Source organism: Devosia sp. 1566, from assembly GCF_004005995.1.
In the GTDB taxonomy this organism is placed as follows: domain Bacteria; phylum Pseudomonadota; class Alphaproteobacteria; order Rhizobiales; family Devosiaceae; genus Devosia.
In genome coordinates this window covers 3,419,854-3,443,539 of record NZ_CP034767.1, presented here as the reverse complement: position 1 = coordinate 3,443,539, position 23,686 = coordinate 3,419,854, and the positions used below count along the sequence as shown (strand labels likewise).

The window sequence follows — 23,686 nt, the reverse complement described above, 5'->3', positions numbered from 1 at the left end:
CCTCCGTGCGATGCTTGGGCCCGGTTGCGATCGTGAGCCCGTTCTTCATCCTATCGGGGGACAGCCACCTGGCTAGATGTCGAACACCACTGCCACATCGTGGGTGGCCACCGCTCCCGCGACGCGGGTTCGTGCATGGGGCGCCTTTCAGCCCGACGGCAAATGAGCGCATTTAAGATATAGCGCACTGTCAAGTTTGTCTGAAAGCGGCTGGGCGCGGGTCACGTCAAGAAGCGGCGGAACTGACGCAAGGCAAGGGCGAATAGTCCGGCTCCAATGAGCGCAAGCCCCAACAGATTGGGCCAGACTACGCTCAGGCCTGCGCCGCGAAACAGGATGCCTTGCGACAGAATGACGAAATGCGTGTTGGGTGCTAGGAGCATGATGTCCTGGATGATCCGGGGCATGCTTTCACGCGGGGTCATGGCGCCCGACAGGATTTGCAGCGGCAGCAGCACCAGCATGATCAGCAGGCCGAACTGCGGCATCGAGCCGGCGACCGTGGCAAGGAAGATGCCCATCGAGGTCATGGCAAATAGCATCAGCACCGAGGCAAGGATAAACAGGGGCAGTGAGCCCGCCACCGGCACCTGCAGAAGCATCTGCACCACGACGATGATCGCAAAGGCCGATGCCAGAAGCACAACCAGTCCCATCGACCAGATCTTGGACAGCATGATCTCGGCCGCCGCGACGGGCATGACGAGCAGATGCTCGACGGTGCCATGCTCCTTTTCACGGATCAGGGCGGCTCCCGTCAGGATGAGGGACAGCATGGTTATCGAGGTGATCACGCTGGAAATGGCCCCGAACCAGCCTGGATCAAGCTCGGGGTTGTAGCGCGACCGCAGCTCCAGTGCCACTGGCAGAGAGGTCGGCGCGCGGTAGCCCGCTAGGAATTCCGCGACTTCCGCGTTGAGGATCTGCTGGATATAGCCGCTGCCCGTAAAGGCCTGGCTCATCCGTGTGGCATCGATGTTCAACTGGATCGCGGGCGCATGACCTGCCAGCAGATCGCGTTCGAAATCGGGAGGGATGTCGAGCGTAAAGGTGTCGCGGCCCTGGTCCATACGGCTGTCCATCTCGGACGTGGTGATCTGCTCCGGCACGAAGTGGGGCGGCATGAATGCGGCGGCGATGCGATCGGAAAGCGTCGAGCGGTCCTCGTCAACAATGCCGATAGTGGCATTCGACAGATTGTCCGGGGAGGCGCGGCCGGCTGTATAGATGGAGAGCGAGAAGGCATAGCCGATCAGCAGCAGCAGTGCGGGATCGCGCCACAGCCCCTGCAACTCCTTGACACCCAGGTTCCAAACGTTGCTCAGCCTCATCTGTCCTGTTTCCGCAGCAAAAGGACGCTCAATCCCAGGATCACCGGCACTGCGGCTGCCAGGGCGACAAGCGACATTCCGAGATCGTCCAGCCCCAGCCCCTTGGCAAAGGCACCGCGCGAAACGATGATGAACCAGGTCGTCGGAAAGATTTCGCCGATGATCCGGCCCGCACCCTGCAGGGACGATACCGGGTTGATCATGCCCGAATACTGGGCGGCCGGGATGATCGTGATCAGCGCGGTCGCAAACAGCGCCGCCACCTGGCTGCGCAGGAAGGTCGAGGTCAGCAGCCCGATCCCTGTTGCGGCAATGACGTACAGCAAGGCAGCCAGCGAGAAGGCAACGAAGCTGCCGGTAAAGGGCACGCCCATCGCCAGCATGGCCAAAGCCGTCAGGGCGAGAAAGTTCAGCATGGCCAGGATCACATAGGGAAGCTGCTTGCCCAGCAGGAACTCGACCCTGGTCACGGGAGTGACGTAGAAATTGATGATGGAGCCAAGTTCCTTTTCCCGCACGACACTGAGGGTGGTCAGGATGGCCGGGATGACCAGCAGCAGCAGTGGAATGACGGCCGGAACGATGGCGACGATACTGGCGACATTAGGATTGTAGCGGAAGCGTGCCTCGATCGCGAAATCGCCCTGCACGGCCGCATCCCCGTACAAAGCGCGGGCCTGTCGCGTCAGCCAGTCTGCGTGAATCCCCTGCGCATAGCCCTGCACCGTTTGGGCGCGGCTTGGATTGGCCCCGTCGATCCAGGCCCCGATCTCGACCGGACGGCCACGAGCCAGGTCGCGCGCAAAGCCCGGGGGGATTTCGATAGCAAGGCTTAGGGTGCCGGTCTTCATCCGGGCATCAAGGTCCTCATAACTCGTCAGCGGCTCGGTCTGGTTGAAATAGGATGATCCCGCGAGGTCGAGGATGTAGTCGCGGCTGGCGCTAGTCTGGTCGCGGTCGAGGACGGCAAAGTTCAGGTCCTTGACATCCATGTTGATGCCATAGCCGATCACGAACATCAGGATCACGCTCCCGATCGCCGCCATGGTCAGGCGAATGGGATCGCGTCGCAGTTGCAACGCCTCGATCCATGAATAGCTGAACAGCCGCCGCAGGCTGAAGCCGGGCGACTTCGAACCGAGGGCAGGGGGGGCGGCGCCGGCTGGCAAGGGCAGGGCGGCATCTTCCGCCTTGGCTCCTTCATCCAGTTGTGGGCCCATGGCCTCCTGCAGATAGGCTATGAAAGCCTCGTCCAGCGTGCTGGCCCCTTTGCTCTGCTTGATCGCGTCCGCCGTATCGCTGACCAAGACGCGTCCGGCGTGCATCAGCGAAATGCGGTCGCAAAGCTCCGCTTCGTTCATGAAGTGGGTAGATACGAAGATCGTGACCCCATCCTCGCGCGAGAGCCTGCCCAACATGCGCCAAAAGCCGTCTCGGGCAATCGGATCGACGCCAGAGGTCGGTTCATCGAGTATCAGGAGTTCGGGCCCGTGCATCATCGCTACAGCGAGCGACAGCCGCTGCCGGATCCCGAGGGGAAGATCGCCGGGAAGATCTTCGGCCTCTTCCCTGAGGCCGAACCGGTCGAGCACTGTCTCAACCCTTTGCGGAATTGTGTCCGCCGCGAGGTCGAACAGGCGGGCGTGCAGAATAAGGTTCTGCCGAACCGTCAGTTCTGAGTATAGCGAGAAGGACTGGCTCATGTAGCCGACCCGGCGGCGGACAGCCATGTCCCCGGAGTCCAGCTTCTCGCCGAAAAGCTCGGCGCTGCCTTGCGAAGGTTCGAGAAGTCCGGTCAGCAGCTTCATGGTAGTGGTCTTGCCGCAGCCATTGGATCCCAGAAAGCCGAAGATCTCGCCTTTGCCGATGCTGAAGCTGACATCGTCCACGGCGGTGAAGTCGCCGAAGCGCTTGGTCAGGTGCTGCGCCTCGATGGCGATTTCCGGGCTGGGCAGGCGCGGAGCGATTGCCACCGGCTCGTGGACCGCGCTCTTGCTTGGGGGCAGCAGCGCGACGAAGGCAGCGTCCAGGTTGTCGGTCCCGGTGCTTGCCAGCAGTTCGCCAGGAGTTCCCTTGGCCAGGATGCGCCCCGCGTCCATGGCTATAAGCCAGTCAAAGCTCTCGGCTTCCTCCAGGTAGGCAGTCGCCACGATAACGCCCATGGTCGGGCGCTCCCGGCGGATGCGGTTGATCAACTCCCAGAACTGGCGGCGCGACAGCGGGTCGACCCCCGTCGTGGGCTCGTCTAGGATCAGCAGATCGGGGTCGTGGATCAGCGCGCAGCAGAGACCCAGCTTCTGCTTCATTCCCCCCGAAAGCTTGCCCGCCGGACGGTCGCGGAAGGGGGACATGTCTGTCGCCGCCAGCAATGAGGTGATGCGCCGCTCACGCTCGGCCAGATCATGGCCGAACAGCCGGCCGAAGAAATCCAGGTTCTCGCTAACCGACAATGCCGGATAAAGGTTCTTTCCAAGCCCCTGCGGCATGTAAGCGATTTGCGGACAGGTTAGGCGACGGTGCCGGGCATCGGCCATGTCGCCGCCAAAACAGATGACCTTTCCTTGCTGGATGGTCCGCGCCCCGCCGATGAGCGAGAGCAACGTGGACTTGCCAACGCCGTCGGGGCCGATCAGGCCGACCATTCGGCCCGGCTGTATGTCGAGCGTCACCTGATCGAGGGCAATGGTCTTGCCAAAACTGTGCGACACGTCGGCGACGGCAACGACCGGCGGCAATTGCCGTTGCGGCCCGGTCATTCGAGAAGATTTCCCAAGAATTGGGGCCATTCGACATTGGGATCGATGCGGACATAGGCTGTGCCGGGCATGCCGGCCTTGACGAAATTGCTGTATTTTTCCAGCAGCGCGGGATCAACTTGGGCGCGCACGCGGAACATCAGCTTTTCGCGCTCATCGGCTGTCTCGATGGTTTTGGGGGTGAACTGCGCGACATCCGCGACATAGGAGATGCGCGCCGGGATGACATATTCAGGCGCGGCATCCAGAACCAGCCGGGCTTCAGCCCCGACATCCAACTGCCCTGCTGCGGCGGTTGGCAGGAAGAAGGTCATGTAGACATCTTCGAGATCGACGAGATTGAGGATGCGGCTGCCCGCTCCCACAACCTCCCCATCTTGGGCGATGCGATACTGAACCCGGCCGTCACGCGGGGACTCGAGGGTGGCGTCATCGATGGAGACCTGCACCGCTTCAAGCGCAGCCTGCGCCGCCTCGACCGCGGCCTCTGCGTCGATGACCTGGGCGCGGGCCGTGTTGATCTTGGCCTCGCTGGCCGCCAGCGAGGCCTCGGCCGAGGCGACGGCGGCCTCGGCCTGCTGGTTTTGGGCAGTCGCATCGTCCAGCGACTGTTGCGTTGCGACGTCCCTTCCGGCCAGCGCCTCCGTACGTGCTAGCCGCGCTGCCGCTGCTGCCCGCGCTGCCTCGGCCTGTTCGACGGCAGCAGCCGCCGCCCGTTGCTCGGCCTCGGCCTGGGTGACAAGGTTGTTTGCCGTTTCCACGCCAATCGTTGCACGGCGCAGCTCTGCCTCAGCCTGGTGCTTGCGGGCCTCGAGCTGCATGAGGTCCATCTGCACCAGGACATCGCCCTGGTGCACGAACTCGCCTTCCTCCGCCTCGATCCGGTCTATCCTGCCTGCCGACAGCGCCGAGATATCGATCTCGGTCGCCTCGATACGTCCGTTGCCCGAGGCGATGCCTTGTAACTCGTCTTCGGCGGATAGTCTTTGCCAGGCCAGAAACCCCACTGCACCCAGGACGACGACCACCAAGGCCAGTGCCCACCAAGATCGGATCTTGGCCATCGCGCCCCCTTAAAATCACGGAGTGACTGAGTTCTTGCGCAACTCTAAGTTCTTCAAGTTCGGCTTTTCCCCGGGAGAGATATCCGAAAGGGGTGCAGCCCGATTTAACGATTTATCGAGCTATTGAGGGTGTTTCGGTTGCACATGCGAGCGACGTGCCGGCTTAGAAAGCGGGCCCTCCTGCGGCTGCAGAATCTTCTGTGAGCTACGCACTTCGTTTCTTCTTCAGCCAAAGCGGGCTGCAAGAGCAACAATCCGCGGAGCCAGGAATGGCGGCTCTTAGGATCTTGACGGGATAGGTTGAACGTCCGGAGCGGGGCGCGTATCTGTCCGGCAGTTCACGACCCCATGTCGGTCATTCGTTGTCGAGCTGTGACCTCCCGAAAGCTGCCATTCCTAATCACCGAGCAGTGGGACGAACTCTATCCGAGATCTCTAGTGATCAGCCAATTCCCGTTCTAACCACTCCGACAACCGCCTAACCAGTTGACGTCGTTCTCCCGATCTCGGGTGGCACAAGAAGTGCCCCTCATAGCTGATATCCTTAGCAAACCCCTGGAGCGGCGCCACCAGACGTCCGCTGCGCATCTCGGGCTCAGCTAGCCAATGCGACTCGAGCGCCACGCCCAACCCGTTTGCGGCGGCCGCGATCGCCATAAAACTCCGGTCGAAGCTCATGTGGGGCTTGGGCACGGAGTCGAGGTCATTGGCGTCGAACCAGTCAGCCCATTGTACGCGTTTGAGATCGCTGCGGATCAGTGCCACGCTTCGCAGGTCCGAAGCTGCTTTGATGCTGCGAGCCAGTTCAGGTGAGCACAGCGGGCCGATGGTTTCCTCTCCGATCGGCAGAATCGTAATGCCTTCTTCTTTTGGCCGGCCATAGACGATGTCGGCGTCAAACTCCCCATCCGAAAAACGAGCATATTCGGTGCTTGCGGCGATCTTTACCTCAAGGCCAGGATTTTCCGCGAGGAACCGTGGCAGTCGCGGCGACAGTACCTGGATGGCAAAAGTCGGCGCGCAATGCAGCCGCAAAAGCCCGGAGCGGATCGAAGCAACCTGCTCAAGACCAATGCGCAATTCCTCGAACGCGGCGGTGGCATGTCGCATCAGCATGCTGCCATCACTGGTGAGACGGATTGCGCGGTGATGACGTTCGAACAGGCTCACGCCCAGAGCGCGTTCGAGCCCCAGCACGGCGTGGCTGATGGCGCTAGCGGAGAGGCCGAGCTCACCCGCTGCGTCGCGAAACGAACCTAGGCGGCTGGCAGCCTCAAAAGCGCGAAGAGCGGGTAGTGAAACGTTGTTGAGCATGTTTCACATGAACACCGTTCATCCAAGACTGTAAAGTTCGCGTTTGAGCGGCGCGACCAACTGACGTTATCTGGCAGGCAGGCGACATAGGTCGCGATGTTTTCTGGCTTGCCACTATCCAAAAAGGAGGGGCCGCCACTATGGAGGGGATCCATCCCGATGCTGCTCGAAGGCAGGACTGCAGTCATTTCCGGCGCCGCCAGCGCTCGCGGCATTGGTCGCGCCACAGCCGAATTGTTTGCGTCGCACGGCGCCCGGATTGCCATCCTCGACCTTGATGGGCATGCAAGTCAGTCCGTAGCCCAGGAACTTCCAGGCAGCGGGCATATCGGAATTCAGTGCGACGTGAGCGAAGAGGGTTCATGTCAAGCAGCAGCCCAGCAAGCTATCGAGCACTTCGGCCGCATCAATATCCTGATCAACAATGCCGGCATCACCCAGCCGCTCAAGACCATGGAAATCAGGCTGGCAAATTGGGCCAAGGTCATTGACGTCAACCTGACAGGCGTCCTCTTGCTCAGCCAGGCGTTCATTCCCCACATGGTCGAACAGGGCGGTGGTTCGGTCGCCTGCATGTCTTCGGTATCGGCGCAACGCGGTGGTGGCATTTTCGGTGGCCCTCACTACTCCGCAGCGAAGGCTGGCGTGCTCGGCCTCGCCAAGGCCATGGCCCGGGAATTCGGCCCTGCCGGCATCCGGTTCAATTGCGTAACACCGGGTCTGATCCAGACTGATATTACCGGTGGCAAGCTGACTGACGAGATGCGTGCCGACATCATCAAAGGCATTCCCTTGGCCCGCCTAGGCGATGCCATAGACGTCGCCCGAATCTATCTGTTTCTCGCATCCGATCTTTCCTCGTACGTCACGGGCGCCACGATCGACGTCAATGGCGGTATGCTGATCCACTGAGGCCATGATGTCGCTCGAACCCACCGGACATATTCCCAATGTTTCCTTGGCCCAGCGCGCTTGGCGCATTCGTCGCTATGCGGTGCAGATGGGCGAGGTTCAGGGGCAGGGCTACGTGGGGCAAGCCCTTGGCATTGCTGATGTGCTCGCCGTTTCTTATTTCCACGCGCTGAACTACAGGCCCTATGACCCGCAATGGGAAGGCCGCGACCGCTTCCTCCTTTCGATCGGGCATTATGCCATCGCGCTATATGCTGCGCTGATCGAGGCTGGCGTGCTGAACGAAATGGACATCGAGACCTATGGGTCCGACGAATCCCGCCTGCCGATGTCCGGCATGGCTGCCTATACCCCGGGCATGGAAATTACCGGCGGTTCGCTGGGCCACGGGTTGCCTATCGCCATCGGAATGGCATTGGGGCTGAAGCGCAAGCGCTCCAAGTCCTTTGTCTATAACCTCATGTCGGATGGGGAACTGGGGGAGGGCTCGACCTGGGAGGCGGCGATGTCTGCGGCACATCATGGCCTGGACAATCTCATTGCCATCGTCGACTTCAATGATCAGCAGGCGGACGGCCCTTCGACAAAGACGCTCAATGCCGAGCCGGTGCCGGACAAGTTCACGGCATTCGGTTGGAATGCCGAGCGAGTCGACGGCAACGACATAGACGCGGTACGCGACGCGTTTGATCGCGCACGCAATGCCGATAATGGCAAGCCTTCGATCATCATCTGCGACACGCGGATGGCCAAGGGCGTGCCCTTCCTCGAAGAGCGCGAAGTCACCCACTTCATCCGCGTCGAACCCAACGAATGGCAACTCGCTCTGGATGTCCTTGATGCAGGAAAGCCGCTATGAGCCAAGCCACGCCAAAGCCGCGCCTCAAGACGTCGGCGATGATCGCCTCGATCGCGGCCGAAGGCCAGAAGACCCGTACCGCACCGTTCGGCGAAGCGCTGGTCAAGCTCGCAGCTGAACGTCCGGAAATCATCGGGCTGACAGCGGACCTTGGAAAGTATACCGACCTGCATGTCTTCGCCAAAGCTTATCCTGACCGCTACTACCAGATGGGCATGGCAGAGCAATTGCTGATGGGGGCGTCTGCCGGACTGGCACGCGAGGGCTTTATCCCCTTCGCCACGACCTATGCCGTCTTTGCCTCACGCCGCGCTTACGACTTCATCTGCATGGCCATCGCGGAAGAGAACCTGCCCGTAAAGATTGTCTGCGCGCTGCCAGGGCTTACCACCGGTTACGGTCCGAGCCATCAGGCAACGGAAGACCTTGCGATTTTTCGCGGCATGCCCAACCTGACCATTGTCGATCCTTGCGACGCGCTCGATATCGAGCAAGCGGTGCCAGCCATCGCCCATCATCCCGGGCCGGTCTACATGCGGCTGTTGCGGGGCAAGGTGCCGGCTGTTCTTGATGACCACGACTACAGCTTCGAGCTCGGCAAGGCTAAGCTGGTGCAGGACGGCGAAGATGTTCTGTTTATCTCATCCGGCCTGATGACTATGCGTGCCCTTGAAGCGGTCAAGCTGCTTGCGAAGGACAATATCTCGGCCGCTGTCTTGCACTCACCCACCATCAAGCCATTGGACGAGGCTACTATTCTCGCCGAAGTGCTCCGCAAGCCGCGCCTTGTAGTGGTCGCCGAAAATCACACAGTCATCGGTGGATTAGGCGAGGCCGTTGCCGCTGCGCTGTTGCGCAATGGCGTCGCACCGAAATTCCGGCAGGTCGGCCTGCCGGACGAATTCCTGGCCGCCGGAGCATTGCCGACGCTACACGATCGGTACGGCATTTCGACGGACGCGATAACAGCACAGGTCAAGATCTGGCTGGACGAATAGGAGGACCGCTGGAGGAGCGGTCCGGTAACAACGCACTGGAGGAGAAAATCATGCAGATCACACGTCGCCAACTACTCGCAGCAACGGGCGCGCTCATTGCTGCCCCCGCCCTGGTAGGGCTTTCGGGTGGTCGGGCCTATGCCCAGACCACGCTGACCCTTGGGCATGGCGCCGCTCCCGGTAACCCGCGCACCGTGGCCGCTGCCAAGTTCGCAGAGCTCGTCGCTGCTAAGACAGAGGGTCGGGTCATCATCAACGTAGCCGGCTCGGAGACGCTGGGCAGCGATTCTGCCATGTTGACCAGCCTGCGCACGGGTGCGCTCGACTTCACGGCCAATAGTCAGGGCGCCACCTCCGCCTTGCTGCCCGAGCTCAACATTCTTGGCCTGCCGTTCGCGTTCCAGAACGCCGATACGGCATATCGCGTCGTCGATGGCCCGGTGGGCGAAACGCTGACAACCAAATTCGAGGCGCTCGGCGTCGTGTCTCTGGGCTTCTGGGACAACGGCATCCGCCATGTCACCAACTCTAAGAAGGCCGTTGCCACTCCGGCCGATATTGCCGGCCTCAAGATCCGCACCCCTGCGGACCCTATGACCACCGATATTTTCGCGGCGCTGGGCTGTGCGACCGAACAGATCGCCTTCGGCGAACTGTACATCGCGTTGCAGCAGGGCGTGGTCGATGGCCAGGAAAACCCACTGGCCAACATCGCTTCGTCCAAGCTGTTCGAGGTCAATCCCTTCATCTCGCTCACGGCGCATAAGTGGGAATGCAACCCCTTCCTGATGTCCTCTATTGCCCGTGGTCGTGTCGGTGCGGACTTTGAGCATATCGTTGCAGCGGCAAACGAGGCGCGTGACGTGCAGCGCCAGTTGTCCAAACAGGCGGCCGTCGACGTTCTGGCCGAGTTCCAGGCAAACGCGGATCTGACGGTGACCGAGGTGGATCGGGCCGCCTTCGTCGAGGCGACCAAGGGTGTGGCTGATGTTTGGAGGGCGAAGCCCGAAGGCGGCTCGTTGGTCGACGAAGTCCTCGCCGCGGCGCAGGGGTGACGGAAGGAAACGTTATGGGAAGCGCATTGCTGACCGCGGCCGATGTTGTGGATCGGATCGTCGCGGGTCTTTGCAGGGTCGTGGTCCTAGTCACTGCTGTCGTCCTGACCGTCGTCATGACGGCCAATGTCGTGGCACGGTATCTCCTCACCACCGGCGGGTTCTCTTTCGCACAGGAGCTCCCGACCTTGTTCTTCCCATGGTTCATCGCGGCCGGCATCGTGCTGGCCGCGATTTCCGGCACGCACATGGCGGTCGAATGGATCTATGGCAAGCTCTCGTCACGCGGCAACCAGGCGCTATTCGTCGCCATGAGCGTGATGGTTTCCGCTTGCTTCGTCATCCTGTGCTGGCAGGCCCTGTCGGTGGCCGAGATCGCTAGCGCCGAGCGCAGCCCCATCCTGCGCTTGCCCAATAGCATCGGCTATTATTCGGTGGCGGTGATGGCCGCGCTGGTGACCGTGGTTACCCTGACCCAAGCGCTGCGCGTCGGCCTTCTGGGATGGGAAGCACGCCAACCGGCCAACACTGAGGATCTTCCGGTATGACCCTTGTTATGGTCACCGCATTCTGCGGCCTCATGGTGCTGGGCGTTCCGGTCGGATACGGCCTGATTATCGCCGCGGGCCTCGCTATTCTGACCAACGGGTTCCTGCCGCTCTCGATCGTCGCTCAGCAGATCTTCGATCAAACCCAATCCTTCCCGATGCTGGCGTTGCCCTTCTTCATGCTGGCCGGCACGCTGATGCTAGGCGGCAAGCTAGGTGAAGACCTACTACGGCTGGCGTCCCTAGCGATGAGCCGGTTCCGCGGCGGACCGCTGTCGACCACGGTCCTCGCTTCTGTCGGCTTTGGTGGCGTCTCCGGTTCCGCGGTGGCCAATGCCTCCGCCCTTGGGTCTGTGCTGATCCCATGGCAGACGAAAAAGGGCTATCCCGCGGGGCTGTGCGCTGCCAACAATGCGACCTCGGCCGTGATCGACGTGCTCATCCCGCCCTCGATCCCGATGATCCTCTATTCCCTGGTCAGTGGTACCAGCGTGGCGGACCTGTTCGTGGCAGGAATTTTGCCCGGGCTGCTCATGGCAGGCGGCTTCATCGTCGTGTGCTGGGCCATTGCCAAGAAGCGCAATTATCCTGTACAGCGCGAGAGCGTTGCCCGCAGCGAACTGGTTCGCGTCCTGCTCCGATCCATGCCCGCCATTTTGCTGCCGGTTTTAATCATCTTGGGATTGCGCTTTGGCTTCGCCACGCCGACTGAGGTCGCGGTGCTATCCGTGGTCTATTCGCTGGTTCTGAGCCTTGTCTTCTACCGTGACCTGACCTGGAGCCGCTTCTATCTTAACGTCGTTGAGGCAGGCGTCGCCACCGGCATGGTGATGTTGGTGATTATGGGCAGTGCGGCTGTGGGCTGGATCCTCACCTTTGATCAGGTGCCTCAGAACTTTGCCTTCTGGGTCTCGGCCAACATCTCCAACCCGATCGTCATCGTGCTGTTGATGAATGCCCTGATGCTGCTGGTTGGCATGCCGTTGGATTTGCCGCCGTCGATCCTGCTGTTAGGTCCCATCTTTGTGCCACTGGCTGCGGCGATCGGCATGGACCCGGTACAGCTAGGTCTGATCATGGTCATTAATTTGGGTATCGGCCTCTACACGCCACCGATCGGGACGACTCTGTTCATTTCGTCATCGATCGCAAAGACAAGTCTGGGCGCCACGACGCGCGAACTCTGGCCGTTCTTTGCCGTCGCCATGGCGCTACTGATGGCCGTGAGCTTCATCCCAGCTCTGACGATCTATTGAGCCAGCAGGCCAAATCGAGAGCCCAACGCTCTGTCAGCGTGGGGATTTTGGGAGCGGCAGAGGTCGACCCCTTATCGGCGGTGAGCGTCAGCGCCTCCATTTCCCGGAAGCCGCCGTTCCTTCACGCCGCGGCAACCGTCACAGTGGCAGGCAGGAAGCAGCTCATTATGCAAATGACCTCGATGACGCGATGCGGAAGTCGGTTTTCGCATGGCCAGCATTCGGTCGACGCATCGGGTCACCCGAACGGCTTGGCGCCTGCCGTGTACAATCAGCGAGCTGTCGCGAGCCGGCTCACAGGGCGTAGGCTGTCAGGCCCTCGACCAGGGCGTCGAAGACGAGACGCACCCGCCGCACCTGCTGCAGGTCCTCATGCGTGACCACCCATGTCTCAAACTCCATCCTGAACGCGTCCGGCAACACCCGGACCAGCTCGGGGTCGCGTTCGCCCAGCCCGACGTGACAGACGCCGATCCCAACGCCCGCGCGGATCGCCGCTAGTTGGGCAAGGTCGCTGTCGGTGCGGAAGATGAAATCCTCGGGCCCGAATGAAAGGCCGCGCTGACGCAAGGTGCGGATGCCAGGCGTCTCGCTTTCAAAGCCGATCAGTCCGGCGGATCTGACCTCTTCAAACGAGGTGGGCGTGCCATGGGCGGCCAGATAGCTCCGGCAGGCGTAAAGACCGAGCCGTATAGCGCCGATGCGCTTGACCACCAGCGCTTCCTGCACCGGACGCACCATGCGAATGGCTATATCGGCCTCGCGATCGAGCAGATTCTCGGTGCGATTGTTGAGCCCCAGTTCGATCACCAGTCCCGGATGCCGCGCCCGCAGCGCCGCCAGCATTGGCGGCAGAACTTCGACCCCCACGACCTCGCTGGCGGTGATCCGCACCGCACCGGCGGGCGATCCAGCCTCGGCAGAGGCGGCACGCGCAAAGGACTGGGCGGCGCTCGACATGGCTTCGACATGCGCGGTCAGCTCATGGGCAATGGCGGTCGGCAGCAGTCCAGTGGGCGACCGGGTGAACAGCACGATGCCGTGCTCGCGCTCCAGATCCTCGATGCGACGCCGAACGGTGGGTTGGGCGACATTGAGGACCCGGGCCGCAGCCGACAGACTGCCCTCGCGCATCACGGCCATGAAGGCCCGCTGCCGCTCCCAGTCGATGCTCGCACTCGGGGCACTTATGCTCATACATTATATACTGACCGCCTGAATGCTCTTGTCAATTTGCTTGATGGCTGTCCGCATTCATATTGGTGGGACACAACAGGAGCTGACGATGATCCTTCTTACAGGTGCCACCGGGCAGGTCGGCCTTGAACTGGCGAAACAGCTTGCCGCCCAGGGTCTAGCGGCCAGGGCCATGACACGCTCCGCCGCCGCCGCCGACAAGCTCAAAGGCCTTGCGGGCATCACGCCGGTCACTGGTGACTTCGACGACCTGGCCTCGCTTGGGGCGGCTTTGCAGGGCGTTGAGCGGGCCTTCCTGCTCACCAATTCCACCGAGCGGGCCGAGCAGCAGCAACTAACCTTTGTCGCTGCGGCCCAGCGGGCGGGGGTCAGGCATATCACCAAGCTGTCGCAACTGCATGCCGCAGCCAGTTCCCCGGTGCGCTTCCTGCGCTATCACGCGGCGGTGGAGCAGGCGATCCGCGACAGCGGCATGACCTTTACCTTCTTGCGGCCCAATCTGTTCATGCAGGGATTTGTGGGTTTCGGCGGCGCCATCGCCGCCACGGGCAAGCTGTTTGCGCCCATCGGCAACGCCAGGGTCAGCCTGATCGACAACCGTGACATTGCCGCTGTCGCCCTCGCCGTGCTGACCACCTCCGGTCACGAGGGCCAAGTCTATGATCTCACCGGCCCGCAGGCGCTGACCCATGAGGATATGGCAATGCAGATCGGCATGGCCATCGGCCAACCCGTCACCTTTGTCGAGATCTCGCCCGATGTCATGCGCGATGCCGCGCTCACGGCGGGCTTCCCCCAATGGCAAGCCGATGGCCTGATCGAGGATTACGCCCACTACGCCCGCCACGAGGCCGACGGGGTTGGCCCGGCAGTGTCAGCGGTGACGGGGCGTGAGGCCCGTTCATTCGCGGCTTTCCTCGCCGACTACAAGACTGCTTTCACCATCAAGCCAGGAGCTGAACAATGAAACGACGTACGATGATGACTGCCAGCCTTGCCGCAGTGCCGCTGTTGGGAATGACATCAATGAGCCTGGCACAGTCCCGGGAAAGCGAACTAGTGGCCCTCTGGGACAAGTGGATTGCCATGTGGAATGGCGATCTTGCAACGGCCGAGCAGATCATGGCCGAAGACTACAAGCTCAACATGTACCCCATCGGTGGCGGCGACCTATCCGTTTATGCCGGCGCGGCCGGGATGGCGGGCTGGATCGGCCAGCTTCATGCGGCGATCAGACCTTTCGTCTTCGATGTCCAGGTTCCGCCACTCTTCCGCGATGGCATGATTGCCGGACGGTGGTTGGCGAGCGGTGTCTACCAAGGCGGTTTTCCCGGTGCCCAGGCCGAGCCCGGCACAGCGGTGCGATTTGCCGGCGCCGACTTCCTGCGCATCGAAAACGGCAAGGTGGCGGAGTACTGGCTCAGTTCGGATCAGCTGGAGCTGATGACCCAACTCAAGATGCTGGGTTGACCTTGGACAGGCGCGGCCGCTTCGAAGCGCGCCCGTTCGATCGCCAGGGCCGGCCCCTTGATCAGGTGGGCGTCATCCACACCGCTGCTGTCCGGTGTACGAGGGCTTCGAAAGACCCGGGTGCCCGGTCGATGCTGTTGAAAACCGCCTGTGTCGTTCGGCCCTCGGCGCCCTGCTGGCAACACCGCGGCCCAGCAAGTCCGCCAATCCGTAAGCGGCAGACGTCTGACTGGAATTGGTGCAATCACTAGCGACGTTCGTCTGCTTTTCCATCAGCTGTGTTAAAAGCCGCCAGTCTGGAAACCACCCCATTACTGCCGATTCCTCGGCTAAGCGACGTGAGGTGGTGATAAGTCCCACCCGGGTGCGGATGTCCTGCTCGGCCTGAGCCAGAAGATCGGTGGCAATCACTTCAGCGTCCCCGGTGTCGTCGGCAACCACGTAGATCTCCGAAGGCCGGCGAGCTGATCGATACCGACCTGGCCGAAGGCCTGGCGCTTGGCCTCATTCACGAAGGCATTTCCGGGCCCGAAGATCTTGTCCACCTCTGGAATCGACTCGGTGCCCAAGGCCATGGCGGCAATTGCTTGTGCCCCGCCAACGCGGAAGATGCGGTCGGCCCGGGAAAGGTGGCAGCCGGCGACCATAGCTTCATGCGCATTGGGCGGAAGGCAGGCGATGACGGTATCGCAACCGGCAACGCGGGGTGGAACGATCGTCATGATCGGCGCCGACAGCAGTGGGTAGCGTCCGCCCGGAACATAGCAACCCACGGTTTCGATCGGGATGAGGCGGTGTCCGAGGTGGAGACCCGGAAGCAATTCGATCTCGAGCGGGGCCAACGTCTTGAGCTGCGCTTCCGCAAATGAGCGCACGTTAGCAATCGCGAACTCGGTGTCGGACGTGTCTGCGGGTCAAGCGCCGCAACGGCGGCCTCAGCCGGGAAAGCGATCCCGGATGAAATGCACCAGTTGCGCGCCGGCCTCGATGCTCATGGCGCGTACCTGGCGCAGGCGCACGGGCTGCACCTGACTCACCGGCAGGGGCATATCCGCAGCGCCGTCGCTGCGGATATAATCCGCCAGTATCCGGCCAAACACTGTGCCGGGCGCGATGCCGCGACCATTATAGCCCGAAAAACTGATCACCTTGGGCGCATGGACATGGAAGCGCGGCAGGTCGTCCTCGGTCATGCCAATGCGGCCATACCACTCAAACTCAAAGCTCACGCCGCGCAATTGCGGGAAGATCCGCTGCATGGCGCGCCGCGTCCAGCTGCGGTGGACACCCGTGCCGGTATTGCGCAGGGCCCCGACGCTGCCGAACACCAGTCGACCGGCCTGATCGAGCCGGAACGAGCTCAGCACGGTCTCGGTGTCCCAAGTGCCCTCGCGCCCAGGCAGGATGCTGTCGAGCTGCGCACCGCTGAGCGGCGTCGTGGCGAAGTTGAAATAGGGAAGCGGCATGATCTCGCTTGCGATCGTGCCCCAGGCGCCGGCCGGGTCGCTATAGGCGTTGGTGGCCACGACGACCCAGTCGGCTGTGACCGTCCCGCTTTCGGTCTTGACCGCCCAGCGCTCGTCAGCGCGTTCCGAACCCAGCACGGGCGCACCGGTGAAAATGCGCACGCCCGAGGCAAGGCAGGCTGCGGCAAGGCCTCGAACATAGGCCAGCGGCTGGATGGTGCCCGAGCGCATGTCCAGCAGCGCCCCCTCATAGGCAGAACTGCCGACCCTTTTGGCGGTCTCGGCCTTGTCCAGCAGCCGAACATCGGCCCCGCGTCGTGCCCATTGCGCATGTCGATCCGCGATGTCGCGCAGGCCTGCCTGCCCCACCGCCAGATGCAGCGTGCCGTTGCGCACCGGCTCGCATGCAATGCCGAAACGCTCGACCAGTCCATAGACCGCAGCAGGCCCGTCGCCGAGCAATGAAAGGGCGCGCTCGCCGAACTCGCTGCCCAGCCGGGCGACGACCGTATCGGGCTGCAGCCACATGCCGGCATTGACGAGGCCCACATTGCGCCCCGAGCCACCGAAGCCGATTTCCTTGGCTTCGAGCACGACGACGCTGACGCCGGCTTCGGCCAGATGCAGCGCCGCCGAGAGGCCGGTAAAGCCGGCGCCCACCACGACGACGTCGGCGGCAAGATCCTGCGTCAGTGGACAGGTGTGGAGAGCAGGTGGCGCGGAGCGCTCCCATAGGCCGTGTGTACGATGGTCGCCGAGCATGATGGCTCCGTTAGGCAGCAGCGGCGGCGGGGAGGCCGAGCGCGGCGAGACAGTTTTCGATGGAAGCGCGCTGCATGGCATCATAAAGCGCGATCTCGTCATGGACTTTGCGGCCGAGCGCCTCCTCGAAGGCGTCGCGGTTCGATTGCGAACCGTAATCCGTCTTGGAATTGGATTGCAGGTTCGACTGGAAAATACCGGCAGCACTGACGGACAGGAAATCCTCGTAGATGATGGGATCGATCCGCACATATTTGCCCGCCACCGGCTCATCAAGGCTCATTGTCTTAGGCGGCGAGGCCAGGTGGCCTTCAACCGGGGAATAGCGGAAAAAGCCCAGTCCCTGCCGCCGCATCTCTTCATAAGCATCCGGAAAGGCTTCAAACACCGCCATGAGCACATCGTCGTACTGAGCATCCGTACCGCCGCCGGTCTTCCGACGTACCTCGTCGAGCAGGCGATCATAAAGCGCGCGGCCCTTTGGCGTCAGGGCCACGCCGCGCTGCTCGATTTCGCCGAACCGGGCGGTGTGATGCCCGGCGCGGCCGGCCACGTCATCGGCAAAGCTCACCTGCTCCTGCAGCGCCTTGAAACTGGTCTGGCGCAGGAGGATCGGGTAGGCCCGCCGGGGCGGCCCCTCGATCGTTTCCTTGGGCGTGATGCCGCACTCGGGCACCTTTGCCTGCACCGTATCGATATCGAGAGTGCGGGGCGTCAGGTGGTTGATATGGGGTACGGGGAAGCTGACCACGTCGGCGATCAACCGATGCGCATCATGGAGCGCCTTGTAGGTTGCGGCACTCACCCTCGCGGAGCGGTGCCAGCGGAAGGTTTTGAGCACTTCGGCAACGAACACCGCTATTTCGGCCGCCGTTCGGCCACCCTGCTTCTCGTACCGCGTTGCGAGTTCAAGCGCGCTGGCGGTAAAGATCTGCCGCGCCGAAAGGATGCGCTCGGCTTCGGCGCGCAGCGCTTCGTCGTCGATCAGTTCAAGCCGCAGCAGCGAGGTGAAAACCCAGAACGGATTGCGCGACAGCGCCGCTTCGTCCACCGCCCGGAAGGCGGTGGAGTGCACCGGTACGCCCGTCACGGACAGATCGTAATTACCCACCGGCTGCATGCCCATAACCGCAAATATGCGGGCAGTATCGGCCAGTTCCTGCGCCGTGCCCAGGCGGATCGCGCCATGGCGCTCGATATGGAGACGGTCGAACTCGCCGGCGCGCTCCATGTCGCGCTTCAGTTGCGGGTGGGCCGCCAGGACATTCCGGTTTACGTCGCGCACCAGCAGCATCAGCGTGCCATATTGCGGCACCTCGTTGCGGTACATGTCCGACATGGCGCGGGAAAATGCGGTGCGGATGACATCGCTCGATACAAATTCCGGCATGGTCATTCACTCTTTTCATAGCTGGGCCAGCCACGGCCCGCGCTCTCGTTACAGCTAGCCTTGACCCCAAAGCAGCGACAAGCGATAGAACCATTGAAGATCATTCTCAAATGGAATGACATGTCCGTTCCCAGACGCTTCCTACCCCACACGTCGCTGCTGGTTTCGTTTGAGGCCGCGGCCCGGCTCGGCAGCTTCACCGCAGCGGCCGTCGAGATCAGCCTGACCCAGAGTGCCGTCAGCCGCCAAATTCGTGCCCTCGAGGATCAACTGGGGGTTGAGCTGTTCCTGCGTGAAAAGCAGACCGTGCGCCTGACGGCCGCCGGCGAGGTCTATGCGCGCGACATACGGGACGCATTGCACCGCATCAGTTCATCCACCTTGGGCCTGCGCGCCAATCCCGCCGGCGGCACGCTCAACCTGGCCATCCTCCCCACATTCGGGACGCGCTGGCTGGCGCCACGTCTGCCGCGCTTTCTCGACGGCAATCAGGGCATCACCATCAATCTGTCGACGCGCCTTTCGGCGTTCGACTTCGACCTCGAAACCTTCGACTGCGCCATTCATTTTGGCCGCGGCAACTGGCCGGGCGCCAGCCACGAACTGCTGATGGGCGAAGAGGTCATTCCAGCCTGCAGTCCGCAATTTTTTGCCCAGCACAGGTTCTCGGTTCCGGCCGATCTGCGCGCCGTGCCCCTGCTGCACCTCACCAGCCGACCCGACGCCTGGGAGAAGTGGCTTAGGCTGCAGGACGTCGGTGCCGAGCACGTGCACGGGATGCTGATCGATCAGTTTGCGACGGCCGCCCAGGCCGCGGTATCAGGGATGGGCGTGGCATTGCTGCCGCGTTTCCTGATTCAATCCGAACTCGACCGGGGAGAGCTTGTTCCGGCGCTTGATCTGCCGATGGTCAGCGCCGAGAGCTACTATCTGGTGTGGCCGAGCGAGCGGGCCATGCTGCCCCCGCTCATCGCCTTCAAGAGCTGGCTCAGGCAGGAAGCAAGCGCCTTCCAGGCCGAAACGGGAACAGGCACCATGGTAGGACAGCAATAAGTCGCTGCGCGATAGCTGCTAGTCCGACGTGCATGTATCTGCTTTATCAAGATCCCAGCCATCAGCTGCCATTCGGCTACCCACCCCCAAACAGGCGTTAAGGGCCACAGCGAACGGCAGCTTCTCTATCGCGGTTCGTGTCAAGGGCCGCACGGCGTCATCTGCCGCCGAGAGGCGGCATTGGTGGGCTTGGAAGAGCGCCGACGAGCGGCGCGCGTACTCGGTCAGGCTCTACTGCTTGGCATGAGGACGTGCCACACGGGGCTCGCGCTTCTCTTCGGGGTTGGCGCAGTGGCCGCCCCACGATGGGGGTAAGAAAGGCGGCGTGGATCAATCTTTTGGGCGCCCTGCCATCTTGCGGGCCGCTGCCGCTACGATCTCACGCCACCTTCGTCCCCGTGAGGACCTCTTTCCTGCCGAGGCAGAACCGTTAAAGCTCTTCTAGATGGGTAATCAGGCGGCCGCTGCTGCGGGTTCGCCGCCCCAGCGGAAGTCGGTCTCGTCAGTCCACATCCGGTGCAGGATTACCGCCAGGCGGCGGGCCACGACCACTTACCGCTCTGCTTGAGCAGCGTCTGTGCTGCCTCATACAACATCGTGCGCAGCATGGTGTCGCCGGACTTCGAGATGTCGCCATTGTAGTCGATCTCACCCGACTGATGACGACGAGGCGTCAACCCGACATGGGCACCCACTGCTCTGGAATGAACAAAGCGCTGCGGCTGATCGACAGTCGCGCGGTAGGTCAACGCAACAACAGCGCCGACACCCGGTGCCGTCATTAACCGCCTGCACACGGGGACATGCCGCACGACGTCGAGCAGGTGCTCCATCAAGGCCATCAGCCGGTCCAAAGGACTGGCGACCGCCTGGATCGTGCGGGTCGAGACCTTGGTGTAGAGTGCCGTGGTGTGGAGCTTGCTATGCCCGAGCAACACCTGGATGACGGATGTCGACATCCTGCTCAAGGAGGTGCGTGGCAAACCTGTGCCGTTATGCGGGCTGACGCGTATGCGGATGCCGGGGACCTCGGCCGCATCTTGCACCGCAGGATGCAATTGCGCGAAATATCGGATCGGTCGGGGAGCGGCCCGGAAACGTCCAGCCGTGAGGCAGCATCACGCGCCGCCGCTTGCCCTCGCGCCACCACAGTCGCAGAAGCTCCAGGAGCTGGGGCGAGAGCATGGCGTTGCGGTCCTTGCGCCCTTTGCCCTGTTCGATCCCGATCAGCATGCGGGCACTGTCGTTATCGTCGACCTTGAGGTGCGCCACCTCGGAGACGCGCAGGCCCGCGCCATAGGCGACCCCAAGTGCGGCCTTGTACTTGATGCCCGGAGGTGGACTCGAGCCAAGGGGGTAACTAGAGGCGAGGTTGGCTGGGCTTTGCTCGCCTCCAAAGCCACCCACAAGCCCGGAGGTCTAAATAGCCCCATGCTCTGTAGACACCTTCGGGGTTAGATTTGGTGCCGTTTCTCGAACTCGACGGGCGATAGCATGCCGTTGCGGACATGCTTACGGGTCGGATTGTAGAACATCTCGATGTAATCGGAACGGATTCTGCTGTTTTGACGCTTCTCGAGACCTGTCGGCACGATAAACACCTGGAGCTGTGATCCGCCTTGTTTTTTTCCGAAGGCGTCGGGCAAGTGGGCACAGGGTCTGTCTGGGATCATTTGCCCGCGGTGCTTTCGGATGAAGACGACAAGCAGAACGTGCTGCAGTTTGGCTTGTTGAACATGTTCAACCCAAAGGTCGGCCAGTCTGGGAAAGATGCCCTGGGCGAGTGGTGACGGCGCCACTGTCGGTGATCAGCAGATTGTGGATTGGATCATCGACGCGGTCCTCTAAGTGACCTTCACCCGACACCTCGCAGCTTCGAAGAAGCTACAAGAGGAAAGTTCATGGCGGACATTTTGCATCACCTGCCGGTGATTGCCCAATCTAAGACGATGAGTTGCCGGCTGCTCGCGGCATTGACCGCATCAGCGCCGCGCTATTTAGCGTCCAATCAGTCGCTCCAAGCCCGATGACGCCTACCGCCGCAGCCAAGCCAAGCGCCGGCGCTCGCCGCTTCACCAAAGGCATGAGCTCGGAAGAGCTCACCCGCTGCCATGGCTTGCTTGATGAGCGGCACGGCCGAGCCGCCAGCCCGGGCATGGTGAATCCATTGTCGGTGCGGCGACATCCAACACACGAGGGACTTCCACCACGGCTAGGCGTCTCAAATCTCTGCCCGCTGCGTGGCGGTGGCCTGATCGTACGCAATTTTTATAAGTGGTCATCCTTTAGGCGTTGACAGCCAATTTCTGCCCCGTATCATTAGGGGCAACACTGTTGCTGTATATGGAACATTATTTAGTGAGCTCTTTAGAGAATGCGCTGCGAATTATCGCTCTGCTCGATCGCGATTATCGCGTTCTGCGTGTGGGCGAAGTGTGCCGCGCACTAGAGCTGCCCAAAAGTTCGGTGTCGCGCTTGCTTCGGCAGCTCAGCGAATTCGAGATTTTGGAGAAGGCTCCGGACGACGTAGGTTATGTCGCTGGTGCGCGCTCGCTTCTTCTGGGCGAGCTTTATCTTTCCCAACACACGTTGCTCGATCTCATCGAGCCGGCACTGCAGCGCCTGACTGAACAATTCGGATTCACCGGCTATGCCTCGACCTTGCAGGGATCGGATGTCGTCATCATCCGCTCTTTTCAGGGCACTTATCCGGTCCGTCACATTGTCGATGTTGGGGTGCCAGTTCCTGCTTTCGACACATCGGTTGGACGTGCCGCCTTGGCGAGATTAACCGACTGGGAAGCGCTGGCGCTGGTTGGCTCCGGTGGGTTATCCGATGATGAGATTATCGAAACGCTCGTATCGGTTCGGGCAACAGGCGTGTCGGTGACGTCCGATACGGTCGTTCCAGGCATCTCGGCAATGGCCGCTTGCATCCGCGATCCGCGCAACGACAAGCTGCTCGCTTTTTCCATTTCATATCCAACCAATGCTGCCGATCACGCCACATGCCAGCAGATGCTGGATGCGTTGCGTGAAGAGGCCTTCCAGATCGGAAGCCGCATGGGTGACATCTTCTGGAGTACCCGAAAAACGGGAACACCCTGGCCGAATGGCCTTGAGTCCGCCTGACCCCATCCAAGTTTTTCTTGATTGCAGGAGTTATGTCTATGACCAAGCTTACCAACAACGGCCTCTCCCGTAGGACGGTGCTGAAGTCGGGCGCCGCTATGGCCGGTGCCGCAGCCCTTATGGGCTTAGGAACGCGCGGCGCTTTCGCTGCCGAAGAAATCCGCATCATCATGTCGGGTGGCTCCTGGGGGGAATGGGTCGATCAGACTTTTGCGACGCCTTATACCGATGCAACCGGTATCCAGTTTAGCTGGCGCTATGCGCTGAGCCAGGAGCCACTGGTCATGGCACAGCAATCGCGTCCGCAATGGGACCTGATGCAGTCGGGCCAGATGCGTGCCGGTCAACTCGGGGCGATGGGCCTCTACAACAAGCTGACAGAAGAGAACCTGCCGGGCGTCGCCAACATCCATCCCTCGTTCAAGTACGATTATCTCGTCGGCAAGTGTCACACGCCCTATGGCCTTTGCGTCAACACAAAGCAGATTACCCGCCCGATCACGTCTTGGAACGACCTTTGGGATCCCGAATTCAAGGGCCGCGTGGCCTTCCCGGATTGGGGCTGGAATGGCGACGAAGTGTTTTATGCACTCAATCAGGTGTTTGGCGGCACGTCCGAGGACATCAATCCCGGCATCGAAAAGCTCAAGGCGCTGTTCGTCGAAAATGGCGCAATCGTCGCCAACAATGTCGAGCACACCCGTCAGCTGCTGGAATCGGGCGAAATCTGGCTGCTGCCCTATTTCGATGGCCGGACCGCACAGGCTGCGGCCGCCGGCGTGCCGGTGGAATTCGTTATCCCCGAAGAGGGTGGGCTCTCCTGGATCTTCAACTTTGCTTCGATCGCCAACCGGCCGGAAGCCGACACGGCTCGCGGCTTGGCGTTTCTTGACACGACGCTCGATGCGGAAAAGCAGATCGAATTTGCTAAGCTGACCGGCTATCCGCCAACCAACATGGAAGCCATGGCCAACCTACCGCCAGAACTGGCTCATCTCGAGCTGAGCGAAACCTCGCTGGAACTGCTGGGCAAGCTGCAATCGCAGCTCGATCCGATGGTGCTGTTTGCCTATCGCGACGAGTACGCCGAGCGCTGGCGTAAAGAGGTTCTCGGCGCCTAAGT

20 protein-coding genes and 3 pseudogenes are annotated in these 23,686 nt (G+C 61.8%); 12 read left to right on the top strand and 11 right to left on the bottom strand.

From position 1 onward, the window contains the following. Positions 1–221: 221 nt before the first annotated feature. From ELX51_RS16405 to ELX51_RS16390, 4 genes are all read right to left on the bottom strand, one after another. Positions 222–1,331 (bottom strand): ABC transporter permease, encoded by a 1,110-nt coding sequence (locus ELX51_RS16405; protein WP_127754522.1) that lies wholly within the window; start codon positions 1,329–1,331, stop codon positions 222–224. After that, positions 1,328–4,087, bottom strand: a complete 2,760-nt coding sequence (rbbA, locus tag ELX51_RS16400) for a ribosome-associated ATPase/putative transporter RbbA (RefSeq protein WP_127754521.1) — start codon at positions 4,085–4,087, stop codon at positions 1,328–1,330. The genes ELX51_RS16405 and rbbA overlap by 4 nt, the downstream gene beginning before the upstream one ends. Continuing rightward, a complete protein-coding gene (locus ELX51_RS16395; RefSeq protein WP_127754520.1) occupies positions 4,084–5,151 on the bottom strand; it encodes an HlyD family efflux transporter periplasmic adaptor subunit in 1,068 nt (355 codons plus the stop codon). The genes rbbA and ELX51_RS16395 overlap by 4 nt, the downstream gene beginning before the upstream one ends. Before the next feature lie 435 nt (positions 5,152–5,586). Beyond that, positions 5,587–6,465: a LysR substrate-binding domain-containing protein gene (locus tag ELX51_RS16390; RefSeq protein ID WP_127754519.1), complete on the bottom strand. Its 879-nt coding sequence runs from the start codon at positions 6,463–6,465 to the stop codon at positions 5,587–5,589. 159 nt (positions 6,466–6,624) lie between these two features. Here ELX51_RS16390 and ELX51_RS16385 point away from each other — a divergent pair, with 159 nt between their 5' ends. Genes ELX51_RS16385 through ELX51_RS16360 form a run of 6 tightly spaced genes read left to right on the top strand, consistent with a single transcriptional unit; the run spans position 6,625 to position 12,093 of the window. After that, positions 6,625–7,377 (top strand): SDR family NAD(P)-dependent oxidoreductase, encoded by a 753-nt coding sequence (locus ELX51_RS16385; protein WP_127754518.1) that lies wholly within the window; start codon positions 6,625–6,627, stop codon positions 7,375–7,377. Positions 7,378–7,381: 4 nt separating this feature from the next. Beyond that, positions 7,382–8,236 carry a transketolase gene (locus ELX51_RS16380; protein ID WP_127754517.1) on the top strand — a complete coding sequence of 285 codons (855 nt, stop codon included), beginning with the start codon at positions 7,382–7,384 and terminating at the stop codon, positions 8,234–8,236. 38 nt (positions 8,237–8,274) lie between these two features. Then, positions 8,275–9,234, top strand: coding sequence for a transketolase family protein (locus tag ELX51_RS16375; protein ID WP_248305156.1), 960 nt, complete (start codon positions 8,275–8,277; stop codon positions 9,232–9,234). A gap of 50 nt (positions 9,235–9,284) precedes the next feature. Next, positions 9,285–10,289 (top strand): TRAP transporter substrate-binding protein, encoded by a 1,005-nt coding sequence (locus ELX51_RS16370; RefSeq protein ID WP_127754515.1) that lies wholly within the window; start codon positions 9,285–9,287, stop codon positions 10,287–10,289. Positions 10,290–10,303: 14 nt separating this feature from the next. Further along, positions 10,304–10,837 carry a TRAP transporter small permease subunit gene (locus tag ELX51_RS16365; RefSeq protein ID WP_127754514.1) on the top strand — a complete coding sequence of 178 codons (534 nt, stop codon included), beginning with the start codon at positions 10,304–10,306 and terminating at the stop codon, positions 10,835–10,837. Further along, entirely contained in the window at positions 10,834–12,093 is a 1,260-nt protein-coding gene (locus ELX51_RS16360; protein ID WP_127754513.1) for a TRAP transporter large permease subunit, read from the top strand. Before ELX51_RS16365 ends, ELX51_RS16360 begins: the two co-directional genes overlap by 4 nt. 294 nt (positions 12,094–12,387) lie before the next feature. Here the strand turns inward: ELX51_RS16360 and ELX51_RS16355 are convergent, their stop codons facing one another. After that, entirely contained in the window at positions 12,388–13,290 is a 903-nt protein-coding gene (locus ELX51_RS16355) for a LysR family transcriptional regulator (RefSeq protein ID WP_127754512.1), read from the bottom strand. 88 nt (positions 13,291–13,378) lie between these two features. On the opposite strand from ELX51_RS16355, the gene ELX51_RS16350 reads away from it, so the two are divergent. Continuing rightward, a complete protein-coding gene (locus tag ELX51_RS16350; protein ID WP_127754511.1) occupies positions 13,379–14,257 on the top strand; it encodes an SDR family oxidoreductase in 879 nt (292 codons plus the stop codon). Continuing rightward, positions 14,254–14,760 carry an ester cyclase gene (locus tag ELX51_RS16345; protein ID WP_127754510.1) on the top strand — a complete coding sequence of 169 codons (507 nt, stop codon included), beginning with the start codon at positions 14,254–14,256 and terminating at the stop codon, positions 14,758–14,760. The genes ELX51_RS16350 and ELX51_RS16345 overlap by 4 nt, the downstream gene beginning before the upstream one ends. Before the next feature lie 324 nt (positions 14,761–15,084). On the opposite strand, the pseudogene ELX51_RS16340 reads toward ELX51_RS16345, so the two are convergent. The 3 genes and pseudogenes from ELX51_RS16340 to ELX51_RS16330 all read right to left on the bottom strand — a co-directional run. Further along, positions 15,085–15,691, bottom strand: a pseudogene (locus ELX51_RS16340) (histidinol dehydrogenase); the annotation flags it as partial. Positions 15,692–15,695: 4 nt separating this feature from the next. Next, on the bottom strand, positions 15,696–16,988 hold the full coding sequence (locus ELX51_RS16335) for an FAD-binding oxidoreductase (protein ID WP_127754509.1): 1,293 nt from the start codon (positions 16,986–16,988) through the stop codon (positions 15,696–15,698). A 10-nt stretch (positions 16,989–16,998) separates the two neighbouring features. Then, positions 16,999–18,378 (bottom strand): VOC family protein, encoded by a 1,380-nt coding sequence (locus tag ELX51_RS16330; protein WP_127754508.1) that lies wholly within the window; start codon positions 18,376–18,378, stop codon positions 16,999–17,001. A 120-nt stretch (positions 18,379–18,498) separates the two neighbouring features. Between ELX51_RS16330 and ELX51_RS16325 the strand changes: the two genes are divergently transcribed. Then, positions 18,499–19,431: a LysR family transcriptional regulator gene (locus ELX51_RS16325; protein WP_127755343.1), complete on the top strand. Its 933-nt coding sequence runs from the start codon at positions 18,499–18,501 to the stop codon at positions 19,429–19,431. Between the two features lie 453 nt (positions 19,432–19,884). On the opposite strand, the pseudogene ELX51_RS16320 reads toward ELX51_RS16325, so the two are convergent. The 3 genes and pseudogenes from ELX51_RS16320 to ELX51_RS20505 all read right to left on the bottom strand — a co-directional run. Beyond that, positions 19,885–20,255: pseudogene (locus ELX51_RS16320) on the bottom strand (transposase); the annotation flags it as partial. Positions 20,256–20,424: 169 nt separating this feature from the next. Next, positions 20,425–20,703 carry a hypothetical protein gene (locus ELX51_RS20370; RefSeq protein WP_248305365.1) on the bottom strand — a complete coding sequence of 93 codons (279 nt, stop codon included), beginning with the start codon at positions 20,701–20,703 and terminating at the stop codon, positions 20,425–20,427. A gap of 182 nt (positions 20,704–20,885) precedes the next feature. Beyond that, positions 20,886–20,978, bottom strand: a pseudogene (locus ELX51_RS20505) (IS3 family transposase); the annotation flags it as partial. Between the two features lie 72 nt (positions 20,979–21,050). Between ELX51_RS20505 and ELX51_RS20100 the strand changes: the two are divergent. From ELX51_RS20100 to ELX51_RS16300, 3 genes are all read left to right on the top strand, one after another. Then, positions 21,051–21,221 (top strand): hypothetical protein, encoded by a 171-nt coding sequence (locus ELX51_RS20100; protein ID WP_164854678.1) that lies wholly within the window; start codon positions 21,051–21,053, stop codon positions 21,219–21,221. Positions 21,222–21,774: 553 nt separating this feature from the next. Beyond that, entirely contained in the window at positions 21,775–22,563 is a 789-nt protein-coding gene (locus ELX51_RS16305) for an IclR family transcriptional regulator (RefSeq protein WP_248305364.1), read from the top strand. Positions 22,564–22,601: 38 nt separating this feature from the next. Next, on the top strand, positions 22,602–23,684 hold the full coding sequence (locus ELX51_RS16300) for an extracellular solute-binding protein (RefSeq protein ID WP_164854901.1): 1,083 nt from the start codon (positions 22,602–22,604) through the stop codon (positions 23,682–23,684). Positions 23,685–23,686: the final 2 nt, after the last annotated feature.